This is a genomic window from Streptomyces sp. NPDC051214 (assembly GCF_040682375.1).
In the GTDB taxonomy this organism is placed as follows: Bacteria; Actinomycetota; Actinomycetes; order Streptomycetales; family Streptomycetaceae; genus Streptomyces.
Map to the genome: position 1 here is coordinate 310031 of NZ_JBFBAT010000001.1, position 23609 is coordinate 333639.

A 23609-nucleotide genomic window follows, 5' to 3' on the forward strand; every position below is an offset into this window, starting at 1 on the left:
ACCGGGGCCCGTCAAGCCTTCTTGGGCCGCGGTGTCGGAGGCGACAACAGCAGGGAGATCGTCCCGCCCGTCAGGGCCAGCGCCGCGCATTCGCGGCTGTCGCGGTAGGAGCCGTCGGCCTCGACCGGGTCGAGAGCCGCCTCAACGTCCAGCGTCTCGGCTACGTCCTGATCTGTGAATTCGGTGGAAGCCATGCTTCTACCTCTTTCATCATAGAACGCCGGGTCGACCACGTAATGCCAGCGCGTTTCCTGCACGTACTGCCAGCCGTGGAAACTCAGCGCATGGATTACCTTTACCTCACGTGCATTGGGGAAATGCGCGAACAGGCAAGGCCTTGCATGCTGCACGCCTCTGAACTGTGTTCTTGGAGGCGCCTCTATAAGCCTAGACGAACAAACACGGAGCAGCATCCGCAGGCAATATTTGGCTTATCAACTATCGCGACGTGTACGGGCATTGACCGCGCGGCATATCGCTACAGGGGCTCGATGAATTACCCCGTGCGAGCGGCACGAATATGCCAGGGTCACGCGACTTCCTGCTTCAGCGCACGCGGCCGCGCGGCTTCAAAGGCACCGCCGGGAGTTCCGGAGCGGGCAGCGGTCCCCCGTCGTACCCCTTCACCTCGCCGAAGCGATGGCCGGCCATCCAGTCCGAACGCGCCTGTGAGATCTCCTCGTTGGACCGCCCGATGAAGTTCCACCACATGATCAGTTCCTCGTCGAACGGCTCGCCGCCGAGGAGCATCAGGTCCGCGTCCGACTCGGCGTGCAGCGGCAGTTCGGTGCGGCCGCAGCCCAAGTACAGCATCGAGCCGGGCAGCACGGGCACGCCGTCCACCCGGGTCTCGCCGGACATGCACAGAACGGCGTACTCGAAGTCGGGGTTCAGCGGCAGGCGTACGTCCGCGTCGCGGGTCAGGGCGAGGTCGGCGCCGACGATCGGGGTGTACGTCGTGCCGGGGGACGTGGTGCCGTCGACCGTGCCGAGGATGAGGGTCGCCGTCAGGCCGGGGGCCGTGACCAGGGGCAGGTCCGCGTGGTGCTCGAAGCGCGGGTCGGTGTTGCGGTGGGCGTCGGGCAGGGCCACCCAGAGCTGGGCGCCGTGCAGGAAGCGGGCGTGCGACCTGGGGCTCTCCTCGGAGTGCGAGATCGCCCGGCCCGACGTCATCAGGCCCAGCTCGCGGGGGCGGATCGTCTGGAGGCTGCCGGTGGAGTCGCGGTGCAGGACCTCGCCCTCGTGCAGCCAGCTGACCGTCTGCAGGCCCATGTGCGGGTGAGGGCCCACCTGCATGCCGGGCTCCTCGGCGATGTCGTCGGGGCCGTAGTGGTCCACGAAGCACCAGGCGCCGACCATGCGGCGGCCCAGGTTCGGCAGCAGGCGGCGGACCTCGGTGGACTCGCCGAGCTTGACCTGTCGGGGGCTGAGGAGTTCGCGGACCGGTTCGGCGACGACGAACCCGCGCCCCCCGCACAGGGACGGGACCGCCTCGCGATCAAGATTGCTCATGTCGCACAACCTAGACCCGTGGGGCACCGGGCGTCAGGCACGCACGTCGGTCATTCCGCCGGAACCCCGCCCGCGCCACCGTCCCGGCCGGATTACTTAGTGGAATTTTTAACCAACCCTGACCGTTGGAGCGCTCGAAGGAGGCAACAGTGGACACGATGTACTACGACCACGGGACCGCGGCGGAGCGCTGGGAGCGCGCGCGGCAGTTCTTCGACGCCAAGGAGTACGCCACGGCGGCGCGCATCCTCGGCCCCCTGACCGACGAGGTGCCCGAGCAGGTCGCCCCGCGTCTGCTGCTGGCCCGCGCCTACTACCACTCGGCGCAACTGCTGCGCGCGGAGACCGAGTTGCGTACGGTCATCGAGCTCGACCCCGTCGAGCAGTACGCCAGGCTGCTCCTCGGCCGCACGCTGGAGCGGCAGGGACGGGACGCGGACGCGGCCCCGCACCTGCGCATGGCGGCGGCCCTCTCCGGGGACTTCGCCGAGGTCTGAGGTCTGAGGTCTGAGGTCTGATCCCGAAGGCAAAAGCCTGATCCCGGGAGCGAGAGGTCAGTTCCGGTTCTGGGCGTGACGCGAGCTCACGCCCAGAACGCCTCCGCCAGCGCGACGCCCACGTAGACCGCGCCGAGCGCCGCGACCACGCCTGCCACGACATTGGCCACCGCGTAGAACGTGGCGCCGCCCTCGGTGAGCCGCAGCGTCTCGTACGAGAAGGTCGAGTACGTCGTCAAAGCGCCGCACAGGCCGGTGCCGAGGAAGAGCTGGGTGTGGGAGGAGGCGGCGCCCGCGACCGTCGCACCGGTGAGCACACCGAGGATCAGGCTGCCCGCCACGTTGACGGTGAGTGTTCCCCACGGGAAGACCGTGACGTGCCTGGCCTGCACGGCTCGGTCGGTGAGGAACCGCAGCGGGGCGCCGATCATCGCCCCGGCCACCACACAGAGCCAGTTCACCGGACCACCCCGGTCATGCCCGCCTCCGGACGACCATCGGTACGACCACGCGGCGGGTCGCCCACGCCGCGCCCCACACCGCCGCGAGGGCCGCGAGCAGCGTCAGTCCGAGATAGGCGAGGCCCGTGCCGGCGTGGCCGCCCGCCACCAGGCGCTCGAAGTCCACGGCGTAGGTGGAGAAGGTGGTGAAGCCGCCGAGCACGCCGGTGCCGAAGAAGGGCCGCAGCAGCCGGTGCGGGGCCCGCACCTCGGTGAGGATCGCCATGAAGGCGCCCATGACCGCGCATCCGACGACGTTCACCAGGAGCGTCGTCGTGGGGAAGGTGCCGGGGGCGGTCGGCCAGATCAGGGACGCGCCGTAGCGAGCCGACGCGCCGATCGCGCCGCCGGCGGCCACGACCGCCACCACGGGCCACACGCCGTGTCTCACCTGTCTCACCTGCGCGGAATCGAGAGAGCGCCACTGAAGATCGCCCTCAGGCTAGCCGCCGGGCGGGGTGTCCCGCAGACCGAGGCGCAGGTGCTCGACGTGGAAGAGCGCCTGGTCGAGGAGTTCGGCCACGTGGTGGTCGTAGAGGGCGTAGATGACGGACCGGCCGCGCCGTTCGCCGGTGATGAGGCCGAGGTTGCGCAGCAGGCGCAGCTGGTGGGAGCAGGCCGACTGCTCCATGCCGACCGCTTCGGCCAGGTCGCCGGCGGCGCAGGGGCCCTCCTGCAGACGGGCGAGGATCAGCAGCCGCGAAGGCGTCGCCAGGGCCTGGAGCGTGGCGGCGACGTCGGCGGCCCCCACGGTGTCCAGGCGTTCGCGCGTGGTGGCGTTGCTCTTGTCGTCGACTCCGTGGCCCATGGCGCCATCCTAGCGATGACACATGTACGCATGAAAAGCTGTTCATTCATTCCTGTACGGTGTGGGTGTTGCCGTCCTCCAGCCCGCGAAGGGTTACCTCGCCATGCCCACTGCCCTGCTCCCCCGCCCCGACCAGGGAACCCCCGCCGGTCCAGCGGCACCCCCACGCCGCCGCACCCGCGTCCTCGCGCTGGCCGAGGCCCGCTGGGCGGCCGCGGCGACGGCCGCGTTCCTGATCGCGCTGCCGCTCCAACTGGCCGGAACGCCCTCCTGGCTGTGGGGCGCGCTGTACGCCGTCGCGTACGTGACCGGGGGCTGGGATCCCGCGCTCGCGGGCCTGCGGGCGCTGCGCGAGAAGACCCTGGACGTGGACCTGCTGATGATCGTCGCGGCCCTCGGCGCCGCCTCGATCGGGCAGGTGATGGACGGGGCGCTGCTCATCGTCATCTTCGCCACGTCGGGCGCCCTGGAGGCCCTTGCCACCGCTCGTACCGCCGATTCGGTGCGCAGCCTGCTCGACCTCGCGCCGGCCACGGCCACGCGGGTGAGCGACGGGGGCACCGAAGAGAGCGTCGACACGGCCGAGTTGAAGGTCGGCGACATCGTCCTCGTACGGCCCGGCGAGCGGGTCGGCGCGGACGGTGAGGTGCTCGAAGGAGCCAGTGACGTCGATCAGGCGACGATCACCGGGGAGCCGCTGCCGGTCGCCAAGGGTGCAGGGGACGAGGTGTTCGCGGGCACGCTGAACGGGGCCGGGGCGTTGCGGGTGCGGGTCGGGCGTGACGCGTCGGACTCGGTGATCGCGCGGATCGTGGCGATGGTCGAGGAGGCGTCGGAGACCAAGGCGCCGACGCAGCTGTTCATCGAGAAGGTCGAGCAGCGGTACTCGCTGGGCATGGTCGTCGCCACGCTCGCCGTCTTCGCCGTGCCGCTGGCCTTCGGCGACGACCTGACCGGGGCGCTGCTGCGGGCCATGACGTTCATGATCGTGGCATCGCCGTGCGCGGTGGTCCTCGCCACGATGCCGCCGCTGCTCTCGGCGATCGCGAACGCGGGGCGGCACGGCGTCCTGGTGAAGTCGGCCGTCGTGATGGAGCGGCTGGGACAGGTCGACGCGGTCGCCCTCGACAAGACGGGCACCCTGACCGAGGGCACGCCCCGGGTGACCGCCGTCCACGCGCTCCCCGGCAGCGGCCTGACCGACGCCACCCTCCTCGCGCTCGCGGCGGCGGCCGAGCACCGCAGCGAACACCCCCTGGCCCGCGCCGTGGTGGCCGCCGCGCGGGCTCGCGGCCTGGACCTTCCGCCGGTGTCGGACTTCGCGTCGACGCCGGGGGTCGGGGTCAGCGCCACGGTCGGGGGTACGGAGGTCCAGGTGGGCGCTCCGGCACGGCTGCTCGGAGCCGGGCCGGGCGGCGGGCCCGCGGACGCGGCCAGCGGCGAAGTACGCGCCCTCGCCATGCAGTTGGGCGAGGGTGGCCAGACGGCCGTCCTGGTGATGCGCGACGGAATCCCCGCGGGTGTGCTCGGCATCGCCGACCGCCTGCGCCCCGACGCCGCGACCACCGTCACCGCCCTGAAGTCCTTCACCGGTACGACGCCCATGCTGCTTACCGGAGACAACGCGCAGGCAGCGGCCCGGGTCGCGGCCGAGGTCGGCATCGAGGACGTACGGGCCGGACTGCTCCCGCAGGACAAGGTTTCGGCGGTACGCGGGGTGGAGGGTGAGGGACACAAGGTCCTCGTCATCGGAGACGGCGTCAACGACGCGCCCGCCCTCGCCGCCGCCCATACCGGCATCGCGATGGGCCGGGCCGGTTCCGACCTCGCCCTGGAGACCGCCGACGCGGTCATCGTGCGGGACGAACTCGCCACCGTGCCGCGGGTGATCGCCCTGTCCCGGCGGGCTCGCGGCCTCGTGGTGCAGAACCTGGTGATCGCCGGCACGTTCATCGCCGTCCTGGTCACGTGGGACCTGGTCGGCGACCTGCCGCTCCCTCTCGGCGTGCTCGGCCACGAGGGCTCCACGGTGATCGTGGGCCTCAACGGGCTGCGACTGCTGCGGGAGACGGCGTGGCGGGACGCGGAGGACTGACGGGGCCCGAGGGGGTGCGGAAGCCGCGGGAGGTCGATCTCCTCGTACGACCGCGCCGGGACGGGGACGCTCTCAGCGCGAGAGCCGGTCGAGCCACTCGCTGAGGAGAGCCGTCTCGGCGGAGGTGAGCGCCTGCGGGGGTTCCGCTGCCAGCGTCGCGCTCAACCTGGCCGCGGCGGCAGGCAGTTGCACCTCACCCTGCCCGGCCTCCCGCGGCGCACCGCCACGGCTCTCGGCGGCTTCCGGGGTGAAAATGGCGGCGTGCACCGCGTCCCGTACGCGCCGCGACACGTCGGGGTCAACGAACGTGGCCGGACGGGCGACGAGCATGAGCGCCACGCCCACGTTGGCCGACATCACCATCTGGGCGGCCAGTTCGGGAGCCAGCCGCAACTTGCCCTGTGCCGCGGCCCGTTCCAGGTCGCGCGTGAGGATCTGGTGGGACTCCAGGGCCGCGGCGGGCGGGGTCCGCATCGCGGGTGAGTTCATGAGCCGGTAGAGGTTCGGGTTGCGCAGCGCGAAGTCCACATGGCTGTCCCAGCCGTCGCGCAGGTCGTCGACCGGGTCCGCGGTGGTCTCGCGCCGCCGCTTGGTCGCCAGGTACTGGTCGAAGCCGTGGTCGACCACGGCCGCGAGCAGCCCCTGCTTGTCCCCGAAGTACCGGTACAGCGCCGGGGCGCCCACCTGCGCGGCCTCGCACACGGCCCGCGTGGAGACGTCTCCGTCGTCCGACTCCGCGACCAGGCGTGCCGCCACTTCCAGGATGCGTTCGCGCGTACTCACCCGGGGGACGCTAGCAGGGCCGCCGTAGCGCTGATACGCGGGCGTGCTGCGGTCAGTGGACATCACTCAAAACCCCTGCGGTCAGACGATGCCGCCGTTGGCGCGCAGGACCTGGCCGTTGACCCAGCGGGCGGGTCCCGCAAGGAAGGAGACGACCTCGCTGATGTCCTGGGGGGTGCCGAGCCGCTCCAGCGGCGGCTGGGCGGCCATCCTGGCGACGGTCTCCTCGTCCTTGCCGTCCAGGAACAGGGCGGTGGCCGTGGGCCCGGGGGCGACCGCGTTCACCGTGATGTCGCGGCCGCGCAGCTCCCTGGCCAGGATCAGCGTCATGGCCTCGACGGCACCCTTGGTGGCGGCGTAGGCGCTGTAGCCGGGGATGGCGAGACCCACGACGGAGCTGGAGAAGTTGATGATCGCGCCACCGGCCCGCAGCCGGCGCGCGGCCTGCTGGTCGACGACGAACGTGCCGCGGATGTTGGTGCGGTGCATGCGGTCGAGGGCGTCCAGATCGGTCTCGGCCAGCGGGGCGAGGGTCATGACACCCGCCGCGTGGACGACCACGTCGATGCCGCCGAAGGTTTCCTCGGCGGCGTCGAAGAGGGCGGACACCGCGTTCTCGTCGGCCACGTCGGCGCGGTGCGCGATCGCCGCACCCCCGGCGTCGGTGATCGCGGCCACCGCCGCGTCGGCCTCGGTCTTGTTGCCCGCGTAGTTGACGACGACGGCGAACCCGTCGGCGGCCAGACGCTCGGCACTCTCCCGGCCGATGCCGCGCGAACCGCCGGTGACCAGGGCCACCCGGCGGGACGCGCTCGACTGCTGCTCACTCATGGCGTTGCTCCCTGTTCCGAGTTCGGAGGGGCGGGTGGCGCTCTCCACCACCCGAGGAGAGCAACGCTAACACCTAGACGTTAACAGCGCTACCACCGCTGGTAGCGCTGTTACGCCGACCGCGCGCTGCCTGCCCGCGGGACTAGCCGCGATATGTCTCGAGCAGACGCAGCCACACCTCACTGACCGTGGGATACGCCGGAACCGCGTGCCACAGCCGGTCGATCGGCACCTCCCCCGCGATCGCCACCGTCGCCGAGTGGATGAGTTCGCCGACGCCGGGGCCCACGAAGGTCACGCCGAGCAGGACCTCCCGGTCGAGGTCGACGACCATGCGGGCACGGCCCTCGTAGCCGTCCGCGTAGAGGCCGGCCCCCGCCACGCCCGCCATGTCGTAGTCCACGGCGCGCACGCGGTGCCCCGCGGATTCCGCCTCCGCGAGGGTCAGGCCCGCCGAGGCCGCCTCGGGGTCGGTGAAGACCACCTGGGGTACGGCGGCGTGGTCGGCGGTGGCCGAGTGCGCGCCCCAGGCGTCGGTCTCCAGGAGGGGCACGCCCTGGGCGCGGGCGGTGATCGCGGCCCCGGCGATGCGGGCCTGGTACTTGCCCTGGTGGGTGAGGAGCGCGCGGTGGTTGGCGTCGCCCACCGCGTAGAGCCAGTCGCTGCCCTGCACCCGCAGGCTCTCGTCGACCGGCAGCCAGGAGCCCGGTTCCATGCCGATCGTCTCCAGGCCGAGGTCGTCGGTGCGCGGGGCACGGCCCGTGGCGAAGAGGATCTCGTCGGCCTCGAGGGTGCCGCCGTCGCTCAGGGTCGCGGTGACCGTGCCGTTCTCCCGCCGCACGCCGGTCACGGAGACGCCCGTACGGACCTCTGCGCCCGCCTCCGTCAGCGCCTTGGTGACCAGTTCCCCGGCGAACGGCTCCATGCGCGGGAGCAGGCCGTCATCGCCGCGGACGAGCAGGGTGACCTGTGAGCCGAGCGCCTGCCAGGCCGTGGCCATCTCCACGGCGACCACACCGCCGCCGACCACCGCGAGGCGTCCCGGCACGTGGTCCGCGCTGGTGGCCTCGCGGCTCGTCCACGGCTTCACGTCGGCCAGGCCCGGCAGGTCGGGCAGGGCGGCCCGGGTGCCGGTGCACACCGCCACCGCGTGGCGGGCCGTGAGGGTCTGCTCGGTGTGGTCGGAGCCCGTGACGGTCACCTGGCGGGTGCCCGCGATGCGGCCGTGGCCGCGGTAGAGGTCGATGCCGATCGACTCCAGCCAGCCGACCTGGCCGTCGTCCTTCCAGTGGGAGGTGTAGTAGTCCCGGTGCGCCAGGACCGCCGACGCGTCCAGGGGCCCCTGCACCGACTGGCGCAGTCCGGGCACCCTGCGGGCGTCCGCGCGGGCGATCACCGGGCGCAGCAGCGCCTTGCTCGGCATGCACGCCCAGTACGAGCATTCACCCCCGACGAGTTCGCTCTCCACGATCGCCACGCTCAGGCCGCCCGCACGGGCCCGGTCCGCGACGTTCTCCCCCACCGGACCAGCACCAAGGACCACTACGTCGTATGTCTTCGAATCCGTCATGGAAGCCAGTGTGGTCGCAGGTGTGCGCCGTGGCCACATGGGTACGCGCGCGACAGCGGGCACGGGTGAGCGCGCGGAATATGTCTGCCGCCCGGCCCGTTGTGCACTACGGCTTCGACTGACAGCAGGAAGAGGGAAACACCATGAGCACGACTGTGGAGCTCACCAAGGAGAACTTCGACCAGACGGTCACGGACAACGAATTCGTCCTGATCGACTTCTGGGCCGACTGGTGCGGCCCGTGCAAGTCGTTCGCGCCCGTCTACGACAAGGCCGCCGAAGCCAACCCCGACATGGTCTTCGGCAAGGTGGACACGGAGTCGCAGCCCGAGCTCGCTCAGGCCTTCGGCATCCAGTCGATCCCGACGCTGATGATCGTCCGCGATCAGGTGGCCGTGTTCGCGCAGCCCGGCGCCCTGCCGGAGGCCGCCCTCCAGGACGTCATCGGACAGGCCAGGCAGCTGGACATGGACGAGGTCCGCAAGTCCGTCGCCGAGGAGCAGGCCAAGGCCGAGGCGCAGGAGCAGTAAGCGGGACCAGCAAGACCCGTCAGCACAGGGGTCAGCTTGACTCGCGGTGCACTGCCGTCGCACCGAGCACGTCGTGCACCTCGGGCTCCATGCCCGGGTCGCGCACGACCCGGTCGACGAGCTCCGCGAGCTTCTGACCCGACGGCAGCTCGATGCGGACCGTGCTGAGCCGCGGCCGCAGGAGCCTGCCGAGCATCAAGTCGTCGGCGCCGATCATCGCCGTCTCCTCGGGGACGGCGATGCCTTCGTCCTGCAGCGCCCGCATCAGCAGCATCGCGAACTCGTCGTTGTACGTGAACACCCCGTCGACGCCGAGGGTGCGCCAGCCCGCCGCGAGCCGCGCCGCGGACTCCTCGTCGTAGGCCAGGGGCAGCTCGGTCATCGTGACCTCCGTGCCGTGCTGCGCCACGGTGCGGCGGATGCCGTCGGAGCGCGGGCGCGCGAAGGCTTCCAGGCCCCTCTCCTCGGGGATCACGACGCCGATGTGCCGGCTGCCGCGCTCCAGAAGATGGGTGGCGGCGCACTCTCCGACCAGACGCTGGTCCATGAGCAGGGCGTGGGCGCCCTCCGCCCGCTGCGGGCCGATCGTGAAGACGGCCTTGGCGCCCGAGCGCTTCAGGACGTTCACACCGCGCGCGCCGAGCCCCGACGCGTCGGGGGCGAGGACCGCCACCGGACGCAGCTCGGCCCAGGCGCGGGCCGCCTCCTCGCCGGTCAGGCCGAGGCTGCCGTACTGCACGACCGTGTAGTCGAAGCGGCTCAGCGCCCACTGCAGCTCGTTGAAGAACTCGCTGAAGAGCGGGCCCACCGGGATCTGCGGCGTGGGCATCAGGACCACACGGCTGTGTCCGGCGCGCAGGCTGCGGGCCGCGGCGTGCGGGACGTAGCCCAGTTCCTTCGCGGCCTCGTGGACACGGCGGCGGGTGGGCTCGCTGATGCGGACGGCGCTCGTGTTGTTCAGGACGTACGAGACCGTCGCGCGCGAGACCCCCGCCAGGCGCGCCACGTCGGCGCTCGTCGGCACGGAGTACTGCGCCGGCTCGCGCGCGGACTTCTGTGCGGTCTTGTTCGGTATCTGCACCATGACGGGGCTCATCCTTCCAGACGGCGCGCGAGCGCTCCCAAGCGGGCGCCGTGGCGCCCCCGGCCCGCTTCGTCGCGCCCCCGGCCGCCGTGCGCGGCGTGAACTTCCCTGCCCACGTACCGCGTTACGGACCGGCCGGTTAGCGTGCCTGCACCTGCCCGTCGATCAAAGGTGCCCCCACATGACTGTCGACCGTGCCGATGGACTCGCGCGCACCGCTCGCGCGTTGGCAGACGGAGAAGTGTCCGCACGTGAGCTGACGGAACGGACGCTGGCGCGGATCGAGGCCTCCCAGCCCACGCTCAACGCGTTCAAGCTGATGCGGGCCGAGGCCGCGCTCGCCGAAGCGGACGCCGCCGACCGGGAGTTGGCGTCCGGCGGGACGGGGCGGCCGCTGCTCGGCGTGCCACTCGCCGTCAAGGACGACACCGATATGGCCGGAGAGCCGACCGCGTTCGGATGCCGGGGCGACTTTCCGCCGAAGAAGGAGGACGCCGAGTCGGTGCGCCGGCTGCGGGCGGCCGGAGCGGTGATCGTCGGCAAGACCAACACGTGCGAGCTCGGGCAGTGGCCCTTCACGGAGGGGCCCGGCTTCGGGGACACCCGCAACCCCTGGCACACCGGCCACACTCCCGGCGGTTCGTCGGGCGGCTCGGCGGCCGCGGTCGCCGCGGGCCTGGTGCCCGCCGCGCTCGGCTCGGACGGCGCGGGCTCGGTGCGCATACCCGCCGCCTGGACCCATCTCGTCGGCATCAAACCGCAGCGCGGCCGCATCTCGACCTGGCCCTGGCCCGAGGCCTTCAACGGCATCACCGTCAACGGCCCCCTCGCGAGGACCGTCGCCGACGCGGCCCTGCTGCTCGACGCGGCGAGCGGCAACCACAGCGGTGACCTGCACAAGCCGCCGACCATCAGTGCCACGGACGCGGCGACCCGCGAGCCGGGCCGGCTGCGCATCGCCCTCTCCCTGCGCATGCCGTTCACCGCGACGCCCAAGCGGCTGCATCCCGTGGTGCGGCGCAAGGTCATGGTCCTCGCCGACCGCCTTGCCGCCCTCGGACACGACGTCGTGGAGGACGACCCGCGCTACGGCCAGATCGGCCTCGGCTTCGTGCCCCGCGGCACGGCGGGCATCGCGGACTGGGCCCGCGCGGTGCCGGACCCCAGCCTCCTCGACCCACGGACCAAGGAGGCGGCTCGCCTGGGCCGGTTGCTCGGCGGCGCCCCGCTGCGCCTGGCCCGCCGCGCCGAGGGCGCCCTGCAGCGCAGCGTCGGCGCGATCTTCTCGACGTACGACGTCGTCCTCACGCCCACCACCGCCACTCCCCCGCCGCGGATAGGCACCATGGCGGCCCTCAGCGGCTGGCGCACCGACCAGGCCATGATCGCCGCCTGCCCCTACGCGTGGCCGTGGAACGTCCTTGGCTGGCCCGGCGTCAACGTGCCCGCGGGCAGGGTCGGCGACGGCCTTCCGGTCGGCGCGCAACTGCTCGGGCCCGCGGACAGCGAGCCGCTCCTGATCTCGCTCGCCGCACAACTGGAGGCCGATCAGCGCTGGTACGAGCAGTGGCCCGGGATCTACGGTGGCCCGCGTGACAGCCAACACCGATGACCCGCAGATGACCGCGCACCCGGGCCGTACCGGACGCACCGCGACCACCGAGGCCCAGCCGCGCGAGGTCGGCCGGGTGCAGACGACATACGCGCCCGCGCACGACGGCGATCCCGACCCCGGCGAGATCGTCTGGACGTGGGTGCCCTACGAGGAGAACGACGGGCGCGGCAAGGACCGCCCCGTCCTGGTCGTCGCCCGCGAGGCGCGCGGCACGCTGCTCGCGGTGCAGCTCTCCAGCAAGCAGCACGCGAATGACCGTGAGTGGGTGCCGATCGGCAGCGGGCCCTGGGACCGCGAGGGACGCGAGTCCTGGGTCGACATCGACCGGGTGCTCCGGGTGCACGACGCGGGCATGCGGCGCGAGGCGTGCGCGCTCGACCGGATGAGGTTCAACCTCGTCGTGCGGCGGCTCCAAGAGCGCTACGGCTGGCGCTGAACGCTTCCTCGAAGGCGGCCCGCGTCACCGCGCCGCGCGTACGGTCGAGCACCCCGAACACGATGTGCCCGAAGTACCCGTGGAACCGACCACCTTCGTCGAGCAGCACCCGGAACGCGTCCGCGACCTGGGCGGGGTCGTTCTGGAAGACCCCGCAGCCCCACGCGCCGAGCACGAGCCGCCGGTAGCCGCAGGCCGCGGCGGTCTCCAGGACCCGCTCCGCGCGCCGGGCCAGGGCGGCCGGAAGATCCTGCGCGCGCTCGGGGGCCTGGCGCAGCACGACGCCCGCGTTCGGCGCCGCCGAGGTCAGGAAGCCGACCTCGTACGCGTGGTCGAGCAGCCGCCCCTTGTCGTCGCGGAAGACCGGCACGCCCGGCGAGTGGATCACGCGGTCGGTGTAGAAGGGGTCGCGGTGGGCGCGGTGGTGGTCGTAGAACTCCCGGGCCGAGCGCACGCACGTGTAGAGCGCCGAGGCCCGGCAGAGTGCCTCCTCCTGCGCCTGGGCGCCGTTCAGGTAGCCGCCGCCGGGATTGCGCGCGGAGGAGAAGTTCAGGACGGCCACCGGGCCCTCGTCCGCGGCCGTCAGGCGCCGCGCGGCCTCCAAGCTGCTCTCCCCGGTGACCTCGACTACCGTGGGGATCAGCTCGGGCGGCATCACGGGCGTCACGGGAGTCACCGCAGTCACATCCAGGGCCGCCGGACCGAACATCCGCGTACCGGAGCGCGCGGCGTCCACGGCAGCAGCGATCACCACCTCCCGGCCACCCGGAGCGACGTACCGCCCTGCTGCCACGATCTCCTCGGTCTGCTGCGCGATTCCGCGCAGTCGCGCACTCATGCCCGCTCCCCCGAACCGGACGCGCCTGCGTCCCCCGTCTCACACATGAACGCATCGTGAGCTTCCGCCGACGTCCGCCGCAACAGAATTCCCTGGCACCGGCACGGCCCCAGGGGCACTCTTGTGCGAACGGCCGACAGGGTCTTGGGTGGTGTGAGCGCTGCCGACCCCGACCGGCCCGGGCCACCCCGACCGAGTCGGCCGGGTGGTCCACAACCGTGGGACCAGGCAGGACCTGAACAGGAGGACCTCAGCATGCCCGAGGGTGACTGTACGACGTACCGCGCGAAGTACGGCACCGCGGTATCCGAGTCCGAGGCAGAGGCGCTGGTCGCCGGCATCTGCTTCAAGACCGGGCCACCGCGCATCACCGGTGTCGAACTGGAATGGCTGATCCACGAGCCGCACCGGCTCCATCTGCCCGTCTCCCCCGCCCGCCTCGAAGCGGCCTACGCCGCACTGCGGGCCCTGCCCCTGCACTCCCTGATCACCGTCGAACCAGGCGGCCAGCTGGAGCTCAGCTCGCTCCCCGCCGCCTCGCTCATGGAGTGCGTGACCGCCGTATCGGCGGACCTCTCCCTCGTACGTGACCGCCTCGCCGCCCTGGATCTGACGCTCACCGGACTCGGTGCCGATCCCTGGCGCCCGCCGTCCCGCATCCTGCACCGGCCGCGCTACGACGCGATGGAGTGCTACCTCGACCGCACGGGTCCCGCGGGCCGCCGCATGATGTGCTCCACGGCGTCCGTGCAGATCTGCCTGGACGCGGGGCACGAGGAGCCGGGCCCGCTCGGCTACGGACGCCGCTGGCGGCTCGCGCATCTGCTGGGCCCCGTGCTGGTCGCCGCGTTCGCCAACTCACCGTTCCAGAACGGGCGTTACACCGGCTGGCGTTCCACGCGGCAGGCCGTGTGGGCGTCCGTCGCGCCGGGCACGTCGGGCGCGCCGCCGCTGGACGCGGAGCCGCGGGCGGCCTGGGCCCGGCACGCCCTGGACGCGCCGGTGATGTTCGTCAGATCGCAGGACGGTGACGACGACGCGCCCTGGGCCGTCCCGGAGGGGCTGACCTTCCGTGACTGGGCCCGCAAGGGGGCGCCACGCCCGCCCACCCGCGACGACCTCGACTACCACCTGACCACGCTCTTCCCGCCGGTACGCCCGCGCGGCCACCTGGAGCTGCGGATGGTCGACGCCCAGCCGGGACAGTACGGCTGGATCGTGCCGCTCGCCGTGACGAGTGCGCTGTTCGACGACCCGCAGGCCGCCGAGACCGCGTACCGCACCGTGAAGCCGCTGGCCGAGCGCGCGTGCCCGCCGGGTGCGCCCGCGGCGCCGCGCAGCCCGCTGTGGCTGGACGCGGCGCGGGACGGACTCACCGACCCGGAGCTGCGCGAGGCCGCGGCCGTGTGTTTCGCGGCCGCCCTCGACGCGTTGCCCCGCCTCGGTGCGGGCGCCGAGGTGTGCGAAGCCGTCGCCGCGTACGCCGAGCGGTATGTCGCGCGGGGCCGCTGCCCCGCGGACGACCTGCTCGACGGGAACCGGCACGGCCACCCCCACTACCACGAACACGAGCACGAGAAGGACATCCTCCGATGACCGGAACCGTCAGCGATCCCGATGCGCTTCGCCGACGCGCCCAGGCGGCTCTGCTGGCCGCCAGGGACCGCACCTCGCTCCTCACCACGTGCGTCGAGGAGCCCGAACTGACCGCACAGCACTCGCCGTTGATGTCGCCCCTGGTCTGGGACCTCGCCCACATCGGCAACCAGGAGGAGCTGTGGCTGCTGCGGGCGGTGGCGGGCCGTGACGCCATGCGGCCCGAGATCGACGGCCTGTACGACGCCTTCGAGCACCCCCGCTCCGAGCGGCCGAGCCTGCCGCTCCTCGCGCCCGCCGAGGCCCGCCGCTACGCGGCCGACGTACGCGGGCGTGCCCTCGACGTCCTGGAGAGCACGCCCTTCCGCGGTTCGCCGCTGACGGATGCGGGCTTCGCGTTCGGCATGATCGCGCAGCATGAACAGCAGCACGACGAGACGATGCTGATCACCCATCAGCTCCGCTCGGGCCCCACGGCGCTCACGGCGCCCGACCCCGCGCCCGCGCCGCCGTTCAGCGGCCCCGCCGAAGTCCTGGTGCCGGGCGGCCCGTTCACCATGGGCACCTCCACCGAGCCATGGGCGCTGGACAACGAACGCCCGGCGCACCACCGTCTGGTCCCGCCGTTCTTCATCGACACGACGCCGGTGACCAACGCCGCGTTCCAGCGCTTCATCGCCGAGGGCGGCTATGAGGAGCAGCGGTGGTGGGCCCCGGCGGGCTGGGACATGGTGCGCGGGAACAGTCTCTCGGCGCCGTTGTTCTGGCGTCGCGAGGGCGGCCAGTGGCTGCGCCGCCACTTCGGGACCGTCGAGGCCGTGCCGCCGGACGAGCCGGTGCTGCACGTCAGCTGGTACGAGGCGGACGCCTACGCCCGCTGGGCGGGCCGGCGTCTGCCCAGCGAGGAGGAGTGGGAGAAGGCCGCCCGGCACGACCCGGCGACCGACCGCTCGATGCGCTACCCGTGGGGCGACGCGGACCCCACGCCCGAGCGCGCGAACCTGGGCCAGCGCCACCTTCGCCCGGCCCCGGCCGGCAGCTATCCGGCCGGTGAATCGCCTCTCGGCGTACGCCAGTTGATCGGCGACGTGTGGGAGTGGACCTCCAGCGACTTCCTGCCCTATCCGGGGTTCGCGCCCTTCCCCTACCGCGAGTACTCGGACGTCTTCTTCGGCGGCGACTACAAGGTGCTGCGCGGCGGGGCGTTCTCCGTGGACGAGGTCGCCTGCCGGGGTACGTTCCGCAACTGGGACCATCCGGTCCGGCGGCAGATCTTCTCCGGGTTCCGCACCGCGCGCGACGCGAGTCCGACGGAGGCCCGCTGATGTGCCGACACCTGGCCTTCCTCGGGCCGGATGAACCGCTGGGCAAGCTCCTCGTGGACCCCGCGCACAGCCTGCTGCGCCAGTCGTGGGCGCCGCGCCACCAGCGCCACGGCACGGTCAACGCCGACGGCTTCGGGGTGGGATGGTACGCCGAAGGTGACCCGGTGCCCGCCCGTTACCGCCGCTCCGGACCCATCTGGGGCGACCAGTCCTTCGCCGACCTCGCCCGGGTGGTCCGGTCCGGGGCCGTGCTCGCCGCGGTGCGCGACGCGACCGAGGCGGGCGCGGACGGTGAGGCCGCTGCGGCGCCCTTCGCCGCCGGGACCTGGCTGTTCAGCCACAACGGCGCGGTCACGGGCTGGCCCGACTCGCTGGCCCGGGTGTCCCGCCTCCTGCCGCCCGCGGACCTGCTCTCCATGGAGGCACGCTGCGATTCCGCGCTGGTGTGGGCCATGGTCCTGCGCCGGCTGCGCAGCGGTGACGACGAGGGCCAGGCCCTCGCGGACACCGTGACCGAGGTCGCGGAGGCGGCCCCCGGCTCACGCCTCAACCTGCTGCTCACCAACGGCGAGACGATCGCCGCGACCGCCTGGGGCGACAGCCTCTGGTACCTCGCCGAACCGGGCCGCCGCACCGTCGTGGCCTCCGAGCCCTACGACGACGATCCGCACTGGCGTCAGGTCCCCGACCGCACCCTGCTCGCCGCAAGCCGTACCGATGTCCTGCTGACCCCGCTCAAGGAGCCCACCGCGTGAGCCCGTTCCAGCTGACCCGCACCCTGCCCGTGGACGCCACGGACGCCGCTCTGCGCGCCGACGTCCTGCAGGGCCTCACACACTCCCCCAAGACGCTGCCGCCCAAGTGGTTCTACGACGCGCGGGGCAGCGCCCTCTTCGACGAGATCACCACGCTGCCCGAGTACTACCCGACGCGTGCCGAGCGCGAGATCCTGCAGACCCGTGCCGCGGAGATCGCCGCGGCGACGGGCGCGCGCACGCTCATCGAGCTGGGCTCGGGCTCCTCGGAGAAGACCCGGCATCTGATCGACGCGCTCGCGGACCTGCACACCTACGTACCCGTGGACGTGAGCGAGAGCGCCCTCACCGGCGCCGCGAACGCCCTGATCGCCTCGCGGCCCTCCCTGAACGTGCACGCCCTCATCGCCGACTTCACCGGCGGTCTCGCCCTGCCGGGCACGCCGGGACCGCGGCTCGTCGCCTTCCTCGGCGGCACGATCGGCAACCTGCTGCCCGCGGAGCGCTCGGCGTTCCTGTCGTCGGTGCGCACCCTGCTCTCCCCCGGTGACGCGCTGCTGCTCGGCACGGACCTGGTGAAGGACGAGTCGGTGCTCGTCTCGGCGTACGACGACGGGGCGGGCGTCACCGCGTCCTTCAACAAGAACGTCCTGACCGTGATCAACCGCGAGCTCGGCGCGGACTTCGACCCCGACGCGTTCTCGCACGTGGCCGTCTGGGACCGCGAGCACGAGTGGATCGAGATGCGCCTGCGTTCCCTGGCCGCCCAGACGGTGAAGATCCCGGCACTCGATCTCGCGGTCGACTTCGAACGCCACGAGGAGATGCGCACCGAGATCTCGGCCAAGTTCGGCGAGGAGAAGGTACGGTCCGAGCTGTCCGCCGCCGACCTGAAGCTGACCCACTGGTGGACGGACGAGAGGGCACGCTTCGCGCTCTCGCTCAGCGTGGCGCGCTAGACCACGTGACCGGGCGGGCGTGCCTCACGGCCCGCTGACGTCCAGCTCCCGGGTGATCCGGCGCGAGGCGGCCTTCGCCTCCGTCGCCGGGTCACCCCCGGCGAGGACCTTGGACATGTACGCCTTGATGGGGTTGTCCGCCTCCACCGCGGCCCATTTCGGAGTGGTCGGTGTCGCCCGGCCCCGGGCGGCGCCCGCGGCCATCGCGGCGACCCCTTCCTCGCCCGAGACGGCGGAGGCGAGCGTCGTCTTGTTCGGCACGTAGTTCATCGTCCTGGCCAGGTCGGTCTGCCACTTCTTGCCCGCGAGCGCCTTGATCACGGCGACCGCGCCCGCGCGGTCCTCGGTCTTCCCGCGCACCACGAGGTCGGATCCGCCGGTGAAGACGGCACCGGGCTTCGCCGCCGTCTTGCCGGGGATCGGGAAGTAGCCGAGTTTTCCCTTCAGCTTCGGGTTCGCCTCCTCGATGGCGCGCGCCGTCCCGGGCACGGCGACGATCTGCGCCACGTCCCCCTTGGCGAACACCCCGGCCTGCGGCGGATGCTCCTCGTCCGCGTCGCGCGGGCCCTCGCCCAGCGCCTGCAGCTGCCGGTAGAAGTCCATGCCCCGCAGCGCCGCGGGCGTGTGCAGGCTGCCCTCCCACACGCCGCGCGATCCCTTGGCCTCCGTGGCGAGCTCGCCGCCCTCGTCCCAGATGAACCCGGCCAGCGTGTACCAGTCCTGGCCCGCCAGGTAGATTCCCTGGTCGCCGCCGGAGTTGAGGCGCTCCGTGTCGGCGATCCACTGGGCGCGCGTCTTCGGCGGCTGCTCGATCCCGGCCCGCTCGAAGAGGTCCTTGTTGTAGATGACCACGCGGTTCGCGGCGTACCAGGGGATGCCGTACTGGCTGCCGTTGTAGCGCCCTGGCTCGGCGAGACCCGGCAGCCAGTCCTTCATGCCGAGGTCGCGCGCGGACTCCAGGGTGAGGTCGTAGAGCCCGCCCTCGTCGACGTACTGGGCGACCTGGGTGTTGCCGACCTCGATGACGTCGGGCCCCTCCTCGGCCTTGAGCGCGGCCTTGACCTTGCCGCCGATGCCGGTCCACTCCTGGAGCCGTATCTCCAGGTCGACGTCGCCGTTGCGCTTCTCGAAGTCCGTGGTGAACCGCTTGATGAACTCCGCCGACGCGCTGCCCCGCATGAGCCACACGGTGACGGTCCGCCTGTCCTCTCCGCCGCCCGGCAGGACACCGCAGCCGGGGAGCAGCGTGGTGGCGGCGAGGACGAGGGTCAGGGACATGGCGACGCGGCGGTGCGGTTTCACGTGGGTCACTTTCTGCCTGCGGACAGGGAGGGGCGGGCCCGACGCGGGGGGTGAGCTGATGGCTCGAACGGGTATGGCTGGAGTTTGGTCTGTACCAATGGGTCGGTCAAGGGGCAACGGCACCGAAATCCCGGATTCCGGTGCCGTTCTCGGCCCGCGGCTCGAACTGGAGGGTGGCGCCGGGTGCCCGGCGCCCACCGCCTCGCGCACCGCCGCGTGGTGGGGCACGGTGGAGTGACGTCACCGCACAGCTGTGACGTCATCACACGGCGGAGAGGAACTGCCTCATGTCCGACCACACCTACCGGGTCACCGAGATCGTCGGCACCTCGCACGAGGGCGTCGATCAGGCCATCCGCAACGGCATCGCCCGCGCCTCGCAGACGCTGCGCTCGCTGGACTGGTTCGAGGTCACCCAGGTGCGCGGCCACATCGAGAACGGCGAGATCGAGCACTACCAGGTGGGCCTGAAGGTCGGGTTCCGCCTCGAGGACGGCGACAGCGCCTGACCCTCACCGAGGTCCGGCGCCTGATCGGTCACGTCCGCCCTTCGCGCTCCTGAGCGTCCTTCAACGCGGCTGATGTGCTCGCCCAGCGCGCCCGTACGACCGTGAAGCCCGCCCGTTCGGCCTCGTCGCACACCAGCTCGTCGTCGTCCACCAGCATCCGGACCTCACGGGACCTGGAGATCCTCCGCAGGATCTCCAGCTTGGTCCGGCGGGCGGGCCGCCGGTCGTCGTTGCGGCGCATCCAGATGCGCCCCTCCGGGAGCCCCTGTGCCGCAAGCCACGCCACGGTGTCCGCGCGGCACCGCTCGGGCCTGCCCGTGAGGTAGACGACCTCGCACTCGCGCGCGGACTCCAGGGCGAGCTCCACCCCCTGGGCCAGCGGCGGGTCGTCCGGAGCCGCCGCGAAGAACGCCACCCAGTCCCGCGGCCTGCGCTCCAGGAACCGCTGGCGGTGCGCGGTGTCCGCGAGGGTGTTGTCCAGGTCGAATACGGCCAGCGGCCTGCTGTCGTCGCTCACGCGCCCAGCCTAGGCAGTTCCCGCGACGGCCTGGCCCGGCCCCATCCCCGGGGCCGGGAATCCTGGCGCCGCTCAGGCGTTGAACCTGGCGTGACCTCAGTGATCGGATCAACCCGCTTCTCCGTCCTCGACCGCTCCCGCACCCGCGAGGGGCACGCGGGGCCCGAGGCCCTGCGCGACACCGTGCGCCTGGCGCAGGAGCTCGAAGAGCTCGGGTATCACCGCCTCTGGGTGTCGGAGCACCACGCGGTGCCGGGCGTCGCCGGCTCCGCGCCGACGGTCCTGGCCGCCGCGGTGGCCGCCGCGACGCGCACCATCCGGGTCGGCACGGGCGGCGTGATGCTGCCCAACCATCAACCCCTGGTCGTCGCCGAGCAGTTCGGGGTCCTCGAAGCACTCTTCCCCGGGCGCGTCGACATGGGGCTCGGCCGCTCGGTGGGGTTCACCGACGGGGTGCGCAAGGCCCTGGGCCGGGACAAGCACGACGCCGAGGACTTCGCCGCGCAGCTCACCGAGCTCCTGGGCTGGTTCCGCGGCACGTCGGACACCGGAGCGCACGCGCGTCCCAGCGAGGGCATGACCGTCCCGCCGTTCGTCCTGGCCATCGGCGAGGGAGCCACCGTCGCGGCCCGCGCCGGGCTTCCGATGGTCATCGGCGACATCAGGAGCCGCGAGAAGATGCTCCGCGGCATCGATCACTACCGCGCCACCTTCCGCCCGTCGGAGTGGTCGAGCGAGCCGTACGTGGTCATCTCGGGCACGGTCGCGGTCGCCGCGACCCCCGAGGAGGCCCGCCGCCTGCTCATACCGGAAGCGTGGTCCATGGCGTACTCACGCACCCACGGCACCTTCCCGCCCCTGCCCCCGGCCGAGCGCGTCGAGTCGCCGGAGATGACGATGACCGAGAAGGAGCGCGGCTTCTACGAGTCCGGTCTCGTCGGCCACATCCACGGCACCGAGGAACAGGTGGCCGACGAGCTCGAGATCCTGATCAAGGAGAGCGGGGCCCAGGAAGTGCTGGTCACGACCAGTACGTACGACCGCGAGGCTCTCCTCGACTCCTTCCGGCGCCTGGCCCGGGTCGCGGGTCTGGCCGGGACCTAGAATCGTGGGGTTTGCCCCCTAGCCGCCACGGAGTCCCCATGCACAGCCCCCACGATCCGTTCGTACGTGTCCGGGGTGCCCGCGAGCACAACCTCCGCGACGTCGACGTGGACATCCCCCGTGACGTCCTCGCGGTCTTCACGGGGGTCTCCGGCTCGGGCAAGTCGTCGCTCGCCTTCGGGACGGTCTACGCGGAGGCCCAGCGCCGCTACTTCGAGTCCGTGGCCCCGTACGCCAGGCGGCTGATCCATCAGGTGGGGGCGCCGAAGGTCGGGGAGATCACCGGGCTTCCGCCGGCGGTCTCGCTCCAGCAGCGCCGCTCCGCGCCGACCTCCCGCTCCTCGGTGGGCACGGTCACGAACCTCTCTAACTCGCTGCGCATGCTGTTCTCCCGCGCCGGCACCTATCCCGAGGGCGCCGAGCGCCTGGATTCGGACGCCTTCTCGCCGAACACGGCTGCCGGGGCCTGCCCGGAGTGCCACGGTCTTGGCCGGGTGCACGGCACGACCGAGGAGCTCCTGGTCCCCGACCCGTCGCTCTCCATCCGCGAGGGCGCCATCGCGGCCTGGCCCGGCGCCTGGCAGGGCAAGAACCTCCGCGACGTCCTGGACGCCCTGGGGTACGACGTCGACCGCCCCTGGCGCGAGCTGCCGCAAGCCGACCGGGACTGGATCCTGTTCACGGACGAGCAGCCCGTGGTCACGGTGCACCCCGTGCGGGACGCGGACCGCATTCAACGCCCGTACCAGGGCACGTACATGAGCGCCCGCCGCTATGTGATGAAGACGTTCTCGGACTCCAAGAGCCAGACGCTGCGCGCCAAGGCCGAGGGGTTCCTGGCGAGCTCCGACTGCCCCGCGTGCGGCGGCAGCAGACTGCGCCCGGAAGCGATGGCGGTCACCTTCGCGGGGCGCACGATCGCCGACCTCGGGGCGCTCCCCCTGTCGGAGCTCGCCAAGTCCCTGCAGGGCGCGGCGCGTTCGGAGGCGGCCCGGGTCCTGGCCGCGGACCTCCTCGCCCGCATCGACACGATCACCGAGCTGGGCCTCGGCTATCTGAGCCCGGACCGCGCCACCCCCACCCTCTCCGCCGGCGAACTGCAACGGCTGCGCCTGGCCACCCAGTTGCGCTCCGGGCTCTTCGGTGTCGTGTACGTCCTGGACGAGCCGTCGGCCGGTCTGCACCCGGCGGACACGGAGTCCCTGCTCACCGTCCTCGACCGGCTCAAGGCCGCGGGGAACTCGGTCTTCGTCGTGGAGCACCACCTCGATGTCATGCGCCACGCGGACTGGCTCGTCGACGTGGGCCCCGCCGCGGGTGAGCACGGCGGGCGGGTGCTGCACAGCGGCCCGGTGGCGGACCTGGAGGGCGTCACGGAGTCCGCGACGGCCCGTTTCCTCTTCGGACGTGAGTCCGCGCCGCCGCGCGAGGTGCGCGAGCCGCGCGGCTGGCTGAAGGTCGGCCCCGTCAGCCGGCACAACCTGCGCGACGTGACGGCCGCGTTCCCGCTCGGCGCCTTCACCGCGGTCACCGGAGTCTCCGGCTCGGGCAAGTCCACCCTCATCGGCGAGGTCACCGAGGACCTCGACGGCGTGGAGCGCCTGGTGTGCGTCGACCAGAAGCCGATCGGCCGCACGCCCCGCTCCAACCTGGCCACCTACACGGGTCTCTTCGACGTGGCGCGCAAGGCTTTCGCGGCCACGGACGCGGCACGCGCGCGGGGTTACGGAGTCGGCCGCTTCTCCTTCAACGTGGCGGGCGGACGTTGCGAGACCTGCCAGGGCGAGGGGTTCGTGAGCGTGGAGCTGCTCTTCCTGCCCAGCACGTACGCGCCCTGCCCGGACTGCGGGGGCGCTCGCTACAACCCCGAGACCCTCGAAGTGACGTACCAGGGACGGAACATCGCGGAGGTGCTCGACCTGACGGTGGAGGCGGCCGCGGAGTTCTTCGCGGACACCCCGGCCGTGGCGCGCAGTCTGCGCACCCTCCTCGACGTGGGGCTCGGCTATCTGCGCCTCGGGCAGCCCGCGACGGAGCTGTCGGGCGGCGAGGCCCAGCGGATCAAGCTGGCGAGCGAGCTGCAGCGGGTCAGACGCGGTCACACGCTCTACCTCCTGGACGAGCCGACGACGGGGCTCCACCCGGCCGATGTCGAGGTCCTGATGCGCCAGTTGCACGGCCTGGTCGACGCGGGCCACTCGGTGGTGGTCGTCGAGCACGACATGGCGGTGGTGGCCGGCGCGGACTGGGTGATCGACCTGGGTCCCGGCGGCGGGGACGAGGGCGGACGCGTGGTCGCCTCGGGGCCGCCCGCGGCGGTGGCGCAGGCCGTGGGGAGCCGGACGGCGCCGTATCTGGCGCGGGCGGCGGGCGGGGGCCGCTGAGGTTGGTACGCACCAAGTCCTTGACGGCGCACCGGAGTCTGCCTTAAATCAAGTACTGA

24 protein-coding genes are annotated in these 23609 nt (G+C 72.2%); 12 read left to right on the forward strand and 12 right to left on the reverse strand.

Translation table 11 applies throughout. The features are described 5' to 3' along the window. Positions 1–11: 11 nt before the first annotated feature. Both AB0M70_RS01470 and AB0M70_RS01475 read right to left on the reverse strand, forming a co-directional pair. Positions 12–194 (reverse strand): hypothetical protein, encoded by a 183-nt coding sequence (locus AB0M70_RS01470; RefSeq protein WP_363207207.1) that lies wholly within the window; start codon positions 192–194, stop codon positions 12–14. Positions 195–546: 352 nt separating this feature from the next. Continuing rightward, positions 547–1512, reverse strand: a complete 966-nt coding sequence (locus AB0M70_RS01475; RefSeq protein WP_365815119.1) for a pirin family protein — start codon at positions 1510–1512, stop codon at positions 547–549. A 149-nt stretch (positions 1513–1661) separates the two neighbouring features. Here AB0M70_RS01475 and AB0M70_RS01480 point away from each other — a divergent pair, with 149 nt between their 5' ends. Next, positions 1662–2009: a tetratricopeptide repeat protein gene (locus AB0M70_RS01480; protein WP_365815121.1), complete on the forward strand. Its 348-nt coding sequence runs from the start codon at positions 1662–1664 to the stop codon at positions 2007–2009. Positions 2010–2095: 86 nt separating this feature from the next. On the opposite strand, the gene crcB is transcribed toward AB0M70_RS01480, so the two are convergent. Genes crcB through AB0M70_RS01495 form a run of 3 tightly spaced genes read right to left on the reverse strand, consistent with a single transcriptional unit; the run spans position 2096 to position 3317 of the window. Continuing rightward, positions 2096–2470, reverse strand: a complete 375-nt coding sequence (crcB, locus tag AB0M70_RS01485) for a fluoride efflux transporter CrcB (RefSeq protein ID WP_365815123.1) — start codon at positions 2468–2470, stop codon at positions 2096–2098. Positions 2471–2483: 13 nt separating this feature from the next. Then, on the reverse strand, positions 2484–2909 hold the full coding sequence (locus tag AB0M70_RS01490; protein ID WP_365815125.1) for a CrcB family protein: 426 nt from the start codon (positions 2907–2909) through the stop codon (positions 2484–2486). Positions 2910–2951: 42 nt separating this feature from the next. Next, the gene (locus AB0M70_RS01495; protein WP_365815127.1) at positions 2952–3317 is read right to left on the reverse strand and encodes a metalloregulator ArsR/SmtB family transcription factor; all 366 of its coding nucleotides are present in this window, start codon (positions 3315–3317) and stop codon (positions 2952–2954) included. A 103-nt stretch (positions 3318–3420) separates the two neighbouring features. Here AB0M70_RS01495 and AB0M70_RS01500 point away from each other — a divergent pair, with 103 nt between their 5' ends. After that, on the forward strand, positions 3421–5412 hold the full coding sequence (locus tag AB0M70_RS01500; protein ID WP_365815129.1) for a heavy metal translocating P-type ATPase: 1992 nt from the start codon (positions 3421–3423) through the stop codon (positions 5410–5412). A 72-nt stretch (positions 5413–5484) separates the two neighbouring features. On the opposite strand, the gene AB0M70_RS01505 is transcribed toward AB0M70_RS01500, so the two are convergent. From AB0M70_RS01505 to AB0M70_RS01515, 3 genes are all read right to left on the reverse strand, one after another. Then, positions 5485–6195, reverse strand: a complete 711-nt coding sequence (locus tag AB0M70_RS01505) for a TetR/AcrR family transcriptional regulator (RefSeq protein WP_365815131.1) — start codon at positions 6193–6195, stop codon at positions 5485–5487. Between the two features lie 81 nt (positions 6196–6276). Further along, complete coding sequence (locus tag AB0M70_RS01510) at positions 6277–7026, reverse strand: SDR family oxidoreductase (protein WP_365815133.1); 750 nt, start codon at positions 7024–7026, stop codon at positions 6277–6279. Between the two features lie 142 nt (positions 7027–7168). Next, positions 7169–8596: an NAD(P)/FAD-dependent oxidoreductase gene (locus AB0M70_RS01515; RefSeq protein WP_365815135.1), complete on the reverse strand. Its 1428-nt coding sequence runs from the start codon at positions 8594–8596 to the stop codon at positions 7169–7171. 143 nt (positions 8597–8739) lie between these two features. Between AB0M70_RS01515 and trxA the strand changes: the two genes are divergently transcribed. Beyond that, positions 8740–9126 (forward strand): thioredoxin, encoded by a 387-nt coding sequence (gene trxA, locus AB0M70_RS01520; RefSeq protein WP_363207217.1) that lies wholly within the window; start codon positions 8740–8742, stop codon positions 9124–9126. Positions 9127–9157: 31 nt separating this feature from the next. On the opposite strand, the gene AB0M70_RS01525 is transcribed toward trxA, so the two are convergent. Next, positions 9158–10210: a LacI family DNA-binding transcriptional regulator gene (locus tag AB0M70_RS01525; RefSeq protein WP_365815137.1), complete on the reverse strand. Its 1053-nt coding sequence runs from the start codon at positions 10208–10210 to the stop codon at positions 9158–9160. A 181-nt stretch (positions 10211–10391) separates the two neighbouring features. On the opposite strand from AB0M70_RS01525, the gene AB0M70_RS01530 reads away from it, so the two are divergent. Together AB0M70_RS01530 and AB0M70_RS01535 are read left to right on the forward strand one after the other, a co-directional pair. Further along, positions 10392–11822 (forward strand): amidase, encoded by a 1431-nt coding sequence (locus tag AB0M70_RS01530; protein WP_365815139.1) that lies wholly within the window; start codon positions 10392–10394, stop codon positions 11820–11822. A 7-nt stretch (positions 11823–11829) separates the two neighbouring features. Continuing rightward, entirely contained in the window at positions 11830–12261 is a 432-nt protein-coding gene (locus AB0M70_RS01535; RefSeq protein WP_365816243.1) for a type II toxin-antitoxin system PemK/MazF family toxin, read from the forward strand. On the opposite strand, the gene AB0M70_RS01540 is transcribed toward AB0M70_RS01535, so the two are convergent. Next, the gene (locus AB0M70_RS01540; protein ID WP_365815141.1) at positions 12215–13099 is read right to left on the reverse strand and encodes a TIGR02452 family protein; all 885 of its coding nucleotides are present in this window, start codon (positions 13097–13099) and stop codon (positions 12215–12217) included. The genes AB0M70_RS01535 and AB0M70_RS01540 overlap by 47 nt on opposite strands. 255 nt (positions 13100–13354) lie before the next feature. Here AB0M70_RS01540 and egtA point away from each other — a divergent pair, with 255 nt between their 5' ends. Genes egtA through egtD form a run of 4 tightly spaced genes read left to right on the forward strand, consistent with a single transcriptional unit; the run spans position 13355 to position 17734 of the window. Next, entirely contained in the window at positions 13355–14695 is a 1341-nt protein-coding gene (gene egtA, locus AB0M70_RS01545; RefSeq protein ID WP_365815143.1) for an ergothioneine biosynthesis glutamate--cysteine ligase EgtA, read from the forward strand. Continuing rightward, positions 14692–16020 (forward strand): ergothioneine biosynthesis protein EgtB, encoded by a 1329-nt coding sequence (egtB, locus tag AB0M70_RS01550; protein WP_365815145.1) that lies wholly within the window; start codon positions 14692–14694, stop codon positions 16018–16020. Before egtA ends, egtB begins: the two co-directional genes overlap by 4 nt. Beyond that, positions 16020–16775 carry an ergothioneine biosynthesis protein EgtC gene (egtC, locus tag AB0M70_RS01555; protein ID WP_365815147.1) on the forward strand — a complete coding sequence of 252 codons (756 nt, stop codon included), beginning with the start codon at positions 16020–16022 and terminating at the stop codon, positions 16773–16775. The genes egtB and egtC overlap by 1 nt, the downstream gene beginning before the upstream one ends. After that, a complete protein-coding gene (gene egtD / locus AB0M70_RS01560) occupies positions 16772–17734 on the forward strand; it encodes an L-histidine N(alpha)-methyltransferase (RefSeq protein ID WP_365815149.1) in 963 nt (320 codons plus the stop codon). The genes egtC and egtD overlap by 4 nt, the downstream gene beginning before the upstream one ends. A 24-nt stretch (positions 17735–17758) precedes the next feature. Here egtD and AB0M70_RS01565 read toward each other — a convergent pair whose 3' ends face one another. Beyond that, positions 17759–19012 (reverse strand): extracellular solute-binding protein, encoded by a 1254-nt coding sequence (locus tag AB0M70_RS01565; protein WP_365816245.1) that lies wholly within the window; start codon positions 19010–19012, stop codon positions 17759–17761. Between the two features lie 311 nt (positions 19013–19323). On the opposite strand from AB0M70_RS01565, the gene AB0M70_RS01570 reads away from it, so the two are divergent. Then, on the forward strand, positions 19324–19545 hold the full coding sequence (locus AB0M70_RS01570) for a dodecin (RefSeq protein ID WP_160509111.1): 222 nt from the start codon (positions 19324–19326) through the stop codon (positions 19543–19545). A 28-nt stretch (positions 19546–19573) separates the two neighbouring features. Here the strand turns inward: AB0M70_RS01570 and AB0M70_RS01575 are convergent, their stop codons facing one another. Continuing rightward, positions 19574–20062, reverse strand: coding sequence for a hypothetical protein (locus tag AB0M70_RS01575; protein ID WP_365815151.1), 489 nt, complete (start codon positions 20060–20062; stop codon positions 19574–19576). A gap of 90 nt (positions 20063–20152) precedes the next feature. On the opposite strand from AB0M70_RS01575, the gene AB0M70_RS01580 reads away from it, so the two are divergent. Further along, positions 20153–21166, forward strand: a complete 1014-nt coding sequence (locus AB0M70_RS01580; protein WP_365815153.1) for an LLM class flavin-dependent oxidoreductase — start codon at positions 20153–20155, stop codon at positions 21164–21166. Between the two features lie 38 nt (positions 21167–21204). Further along, a complete protein-coding gene (locus AB0M70_RS01585) occupies positions 21205–23550 on the forward strand; it encodes an excinuclease ABC subunit UvrA (RefSeq protein WP_365815155.1) in 2346 nt (781 codons plus the stop codon). Positions 23551–23609: the final 59 nt, after the last annotated feature.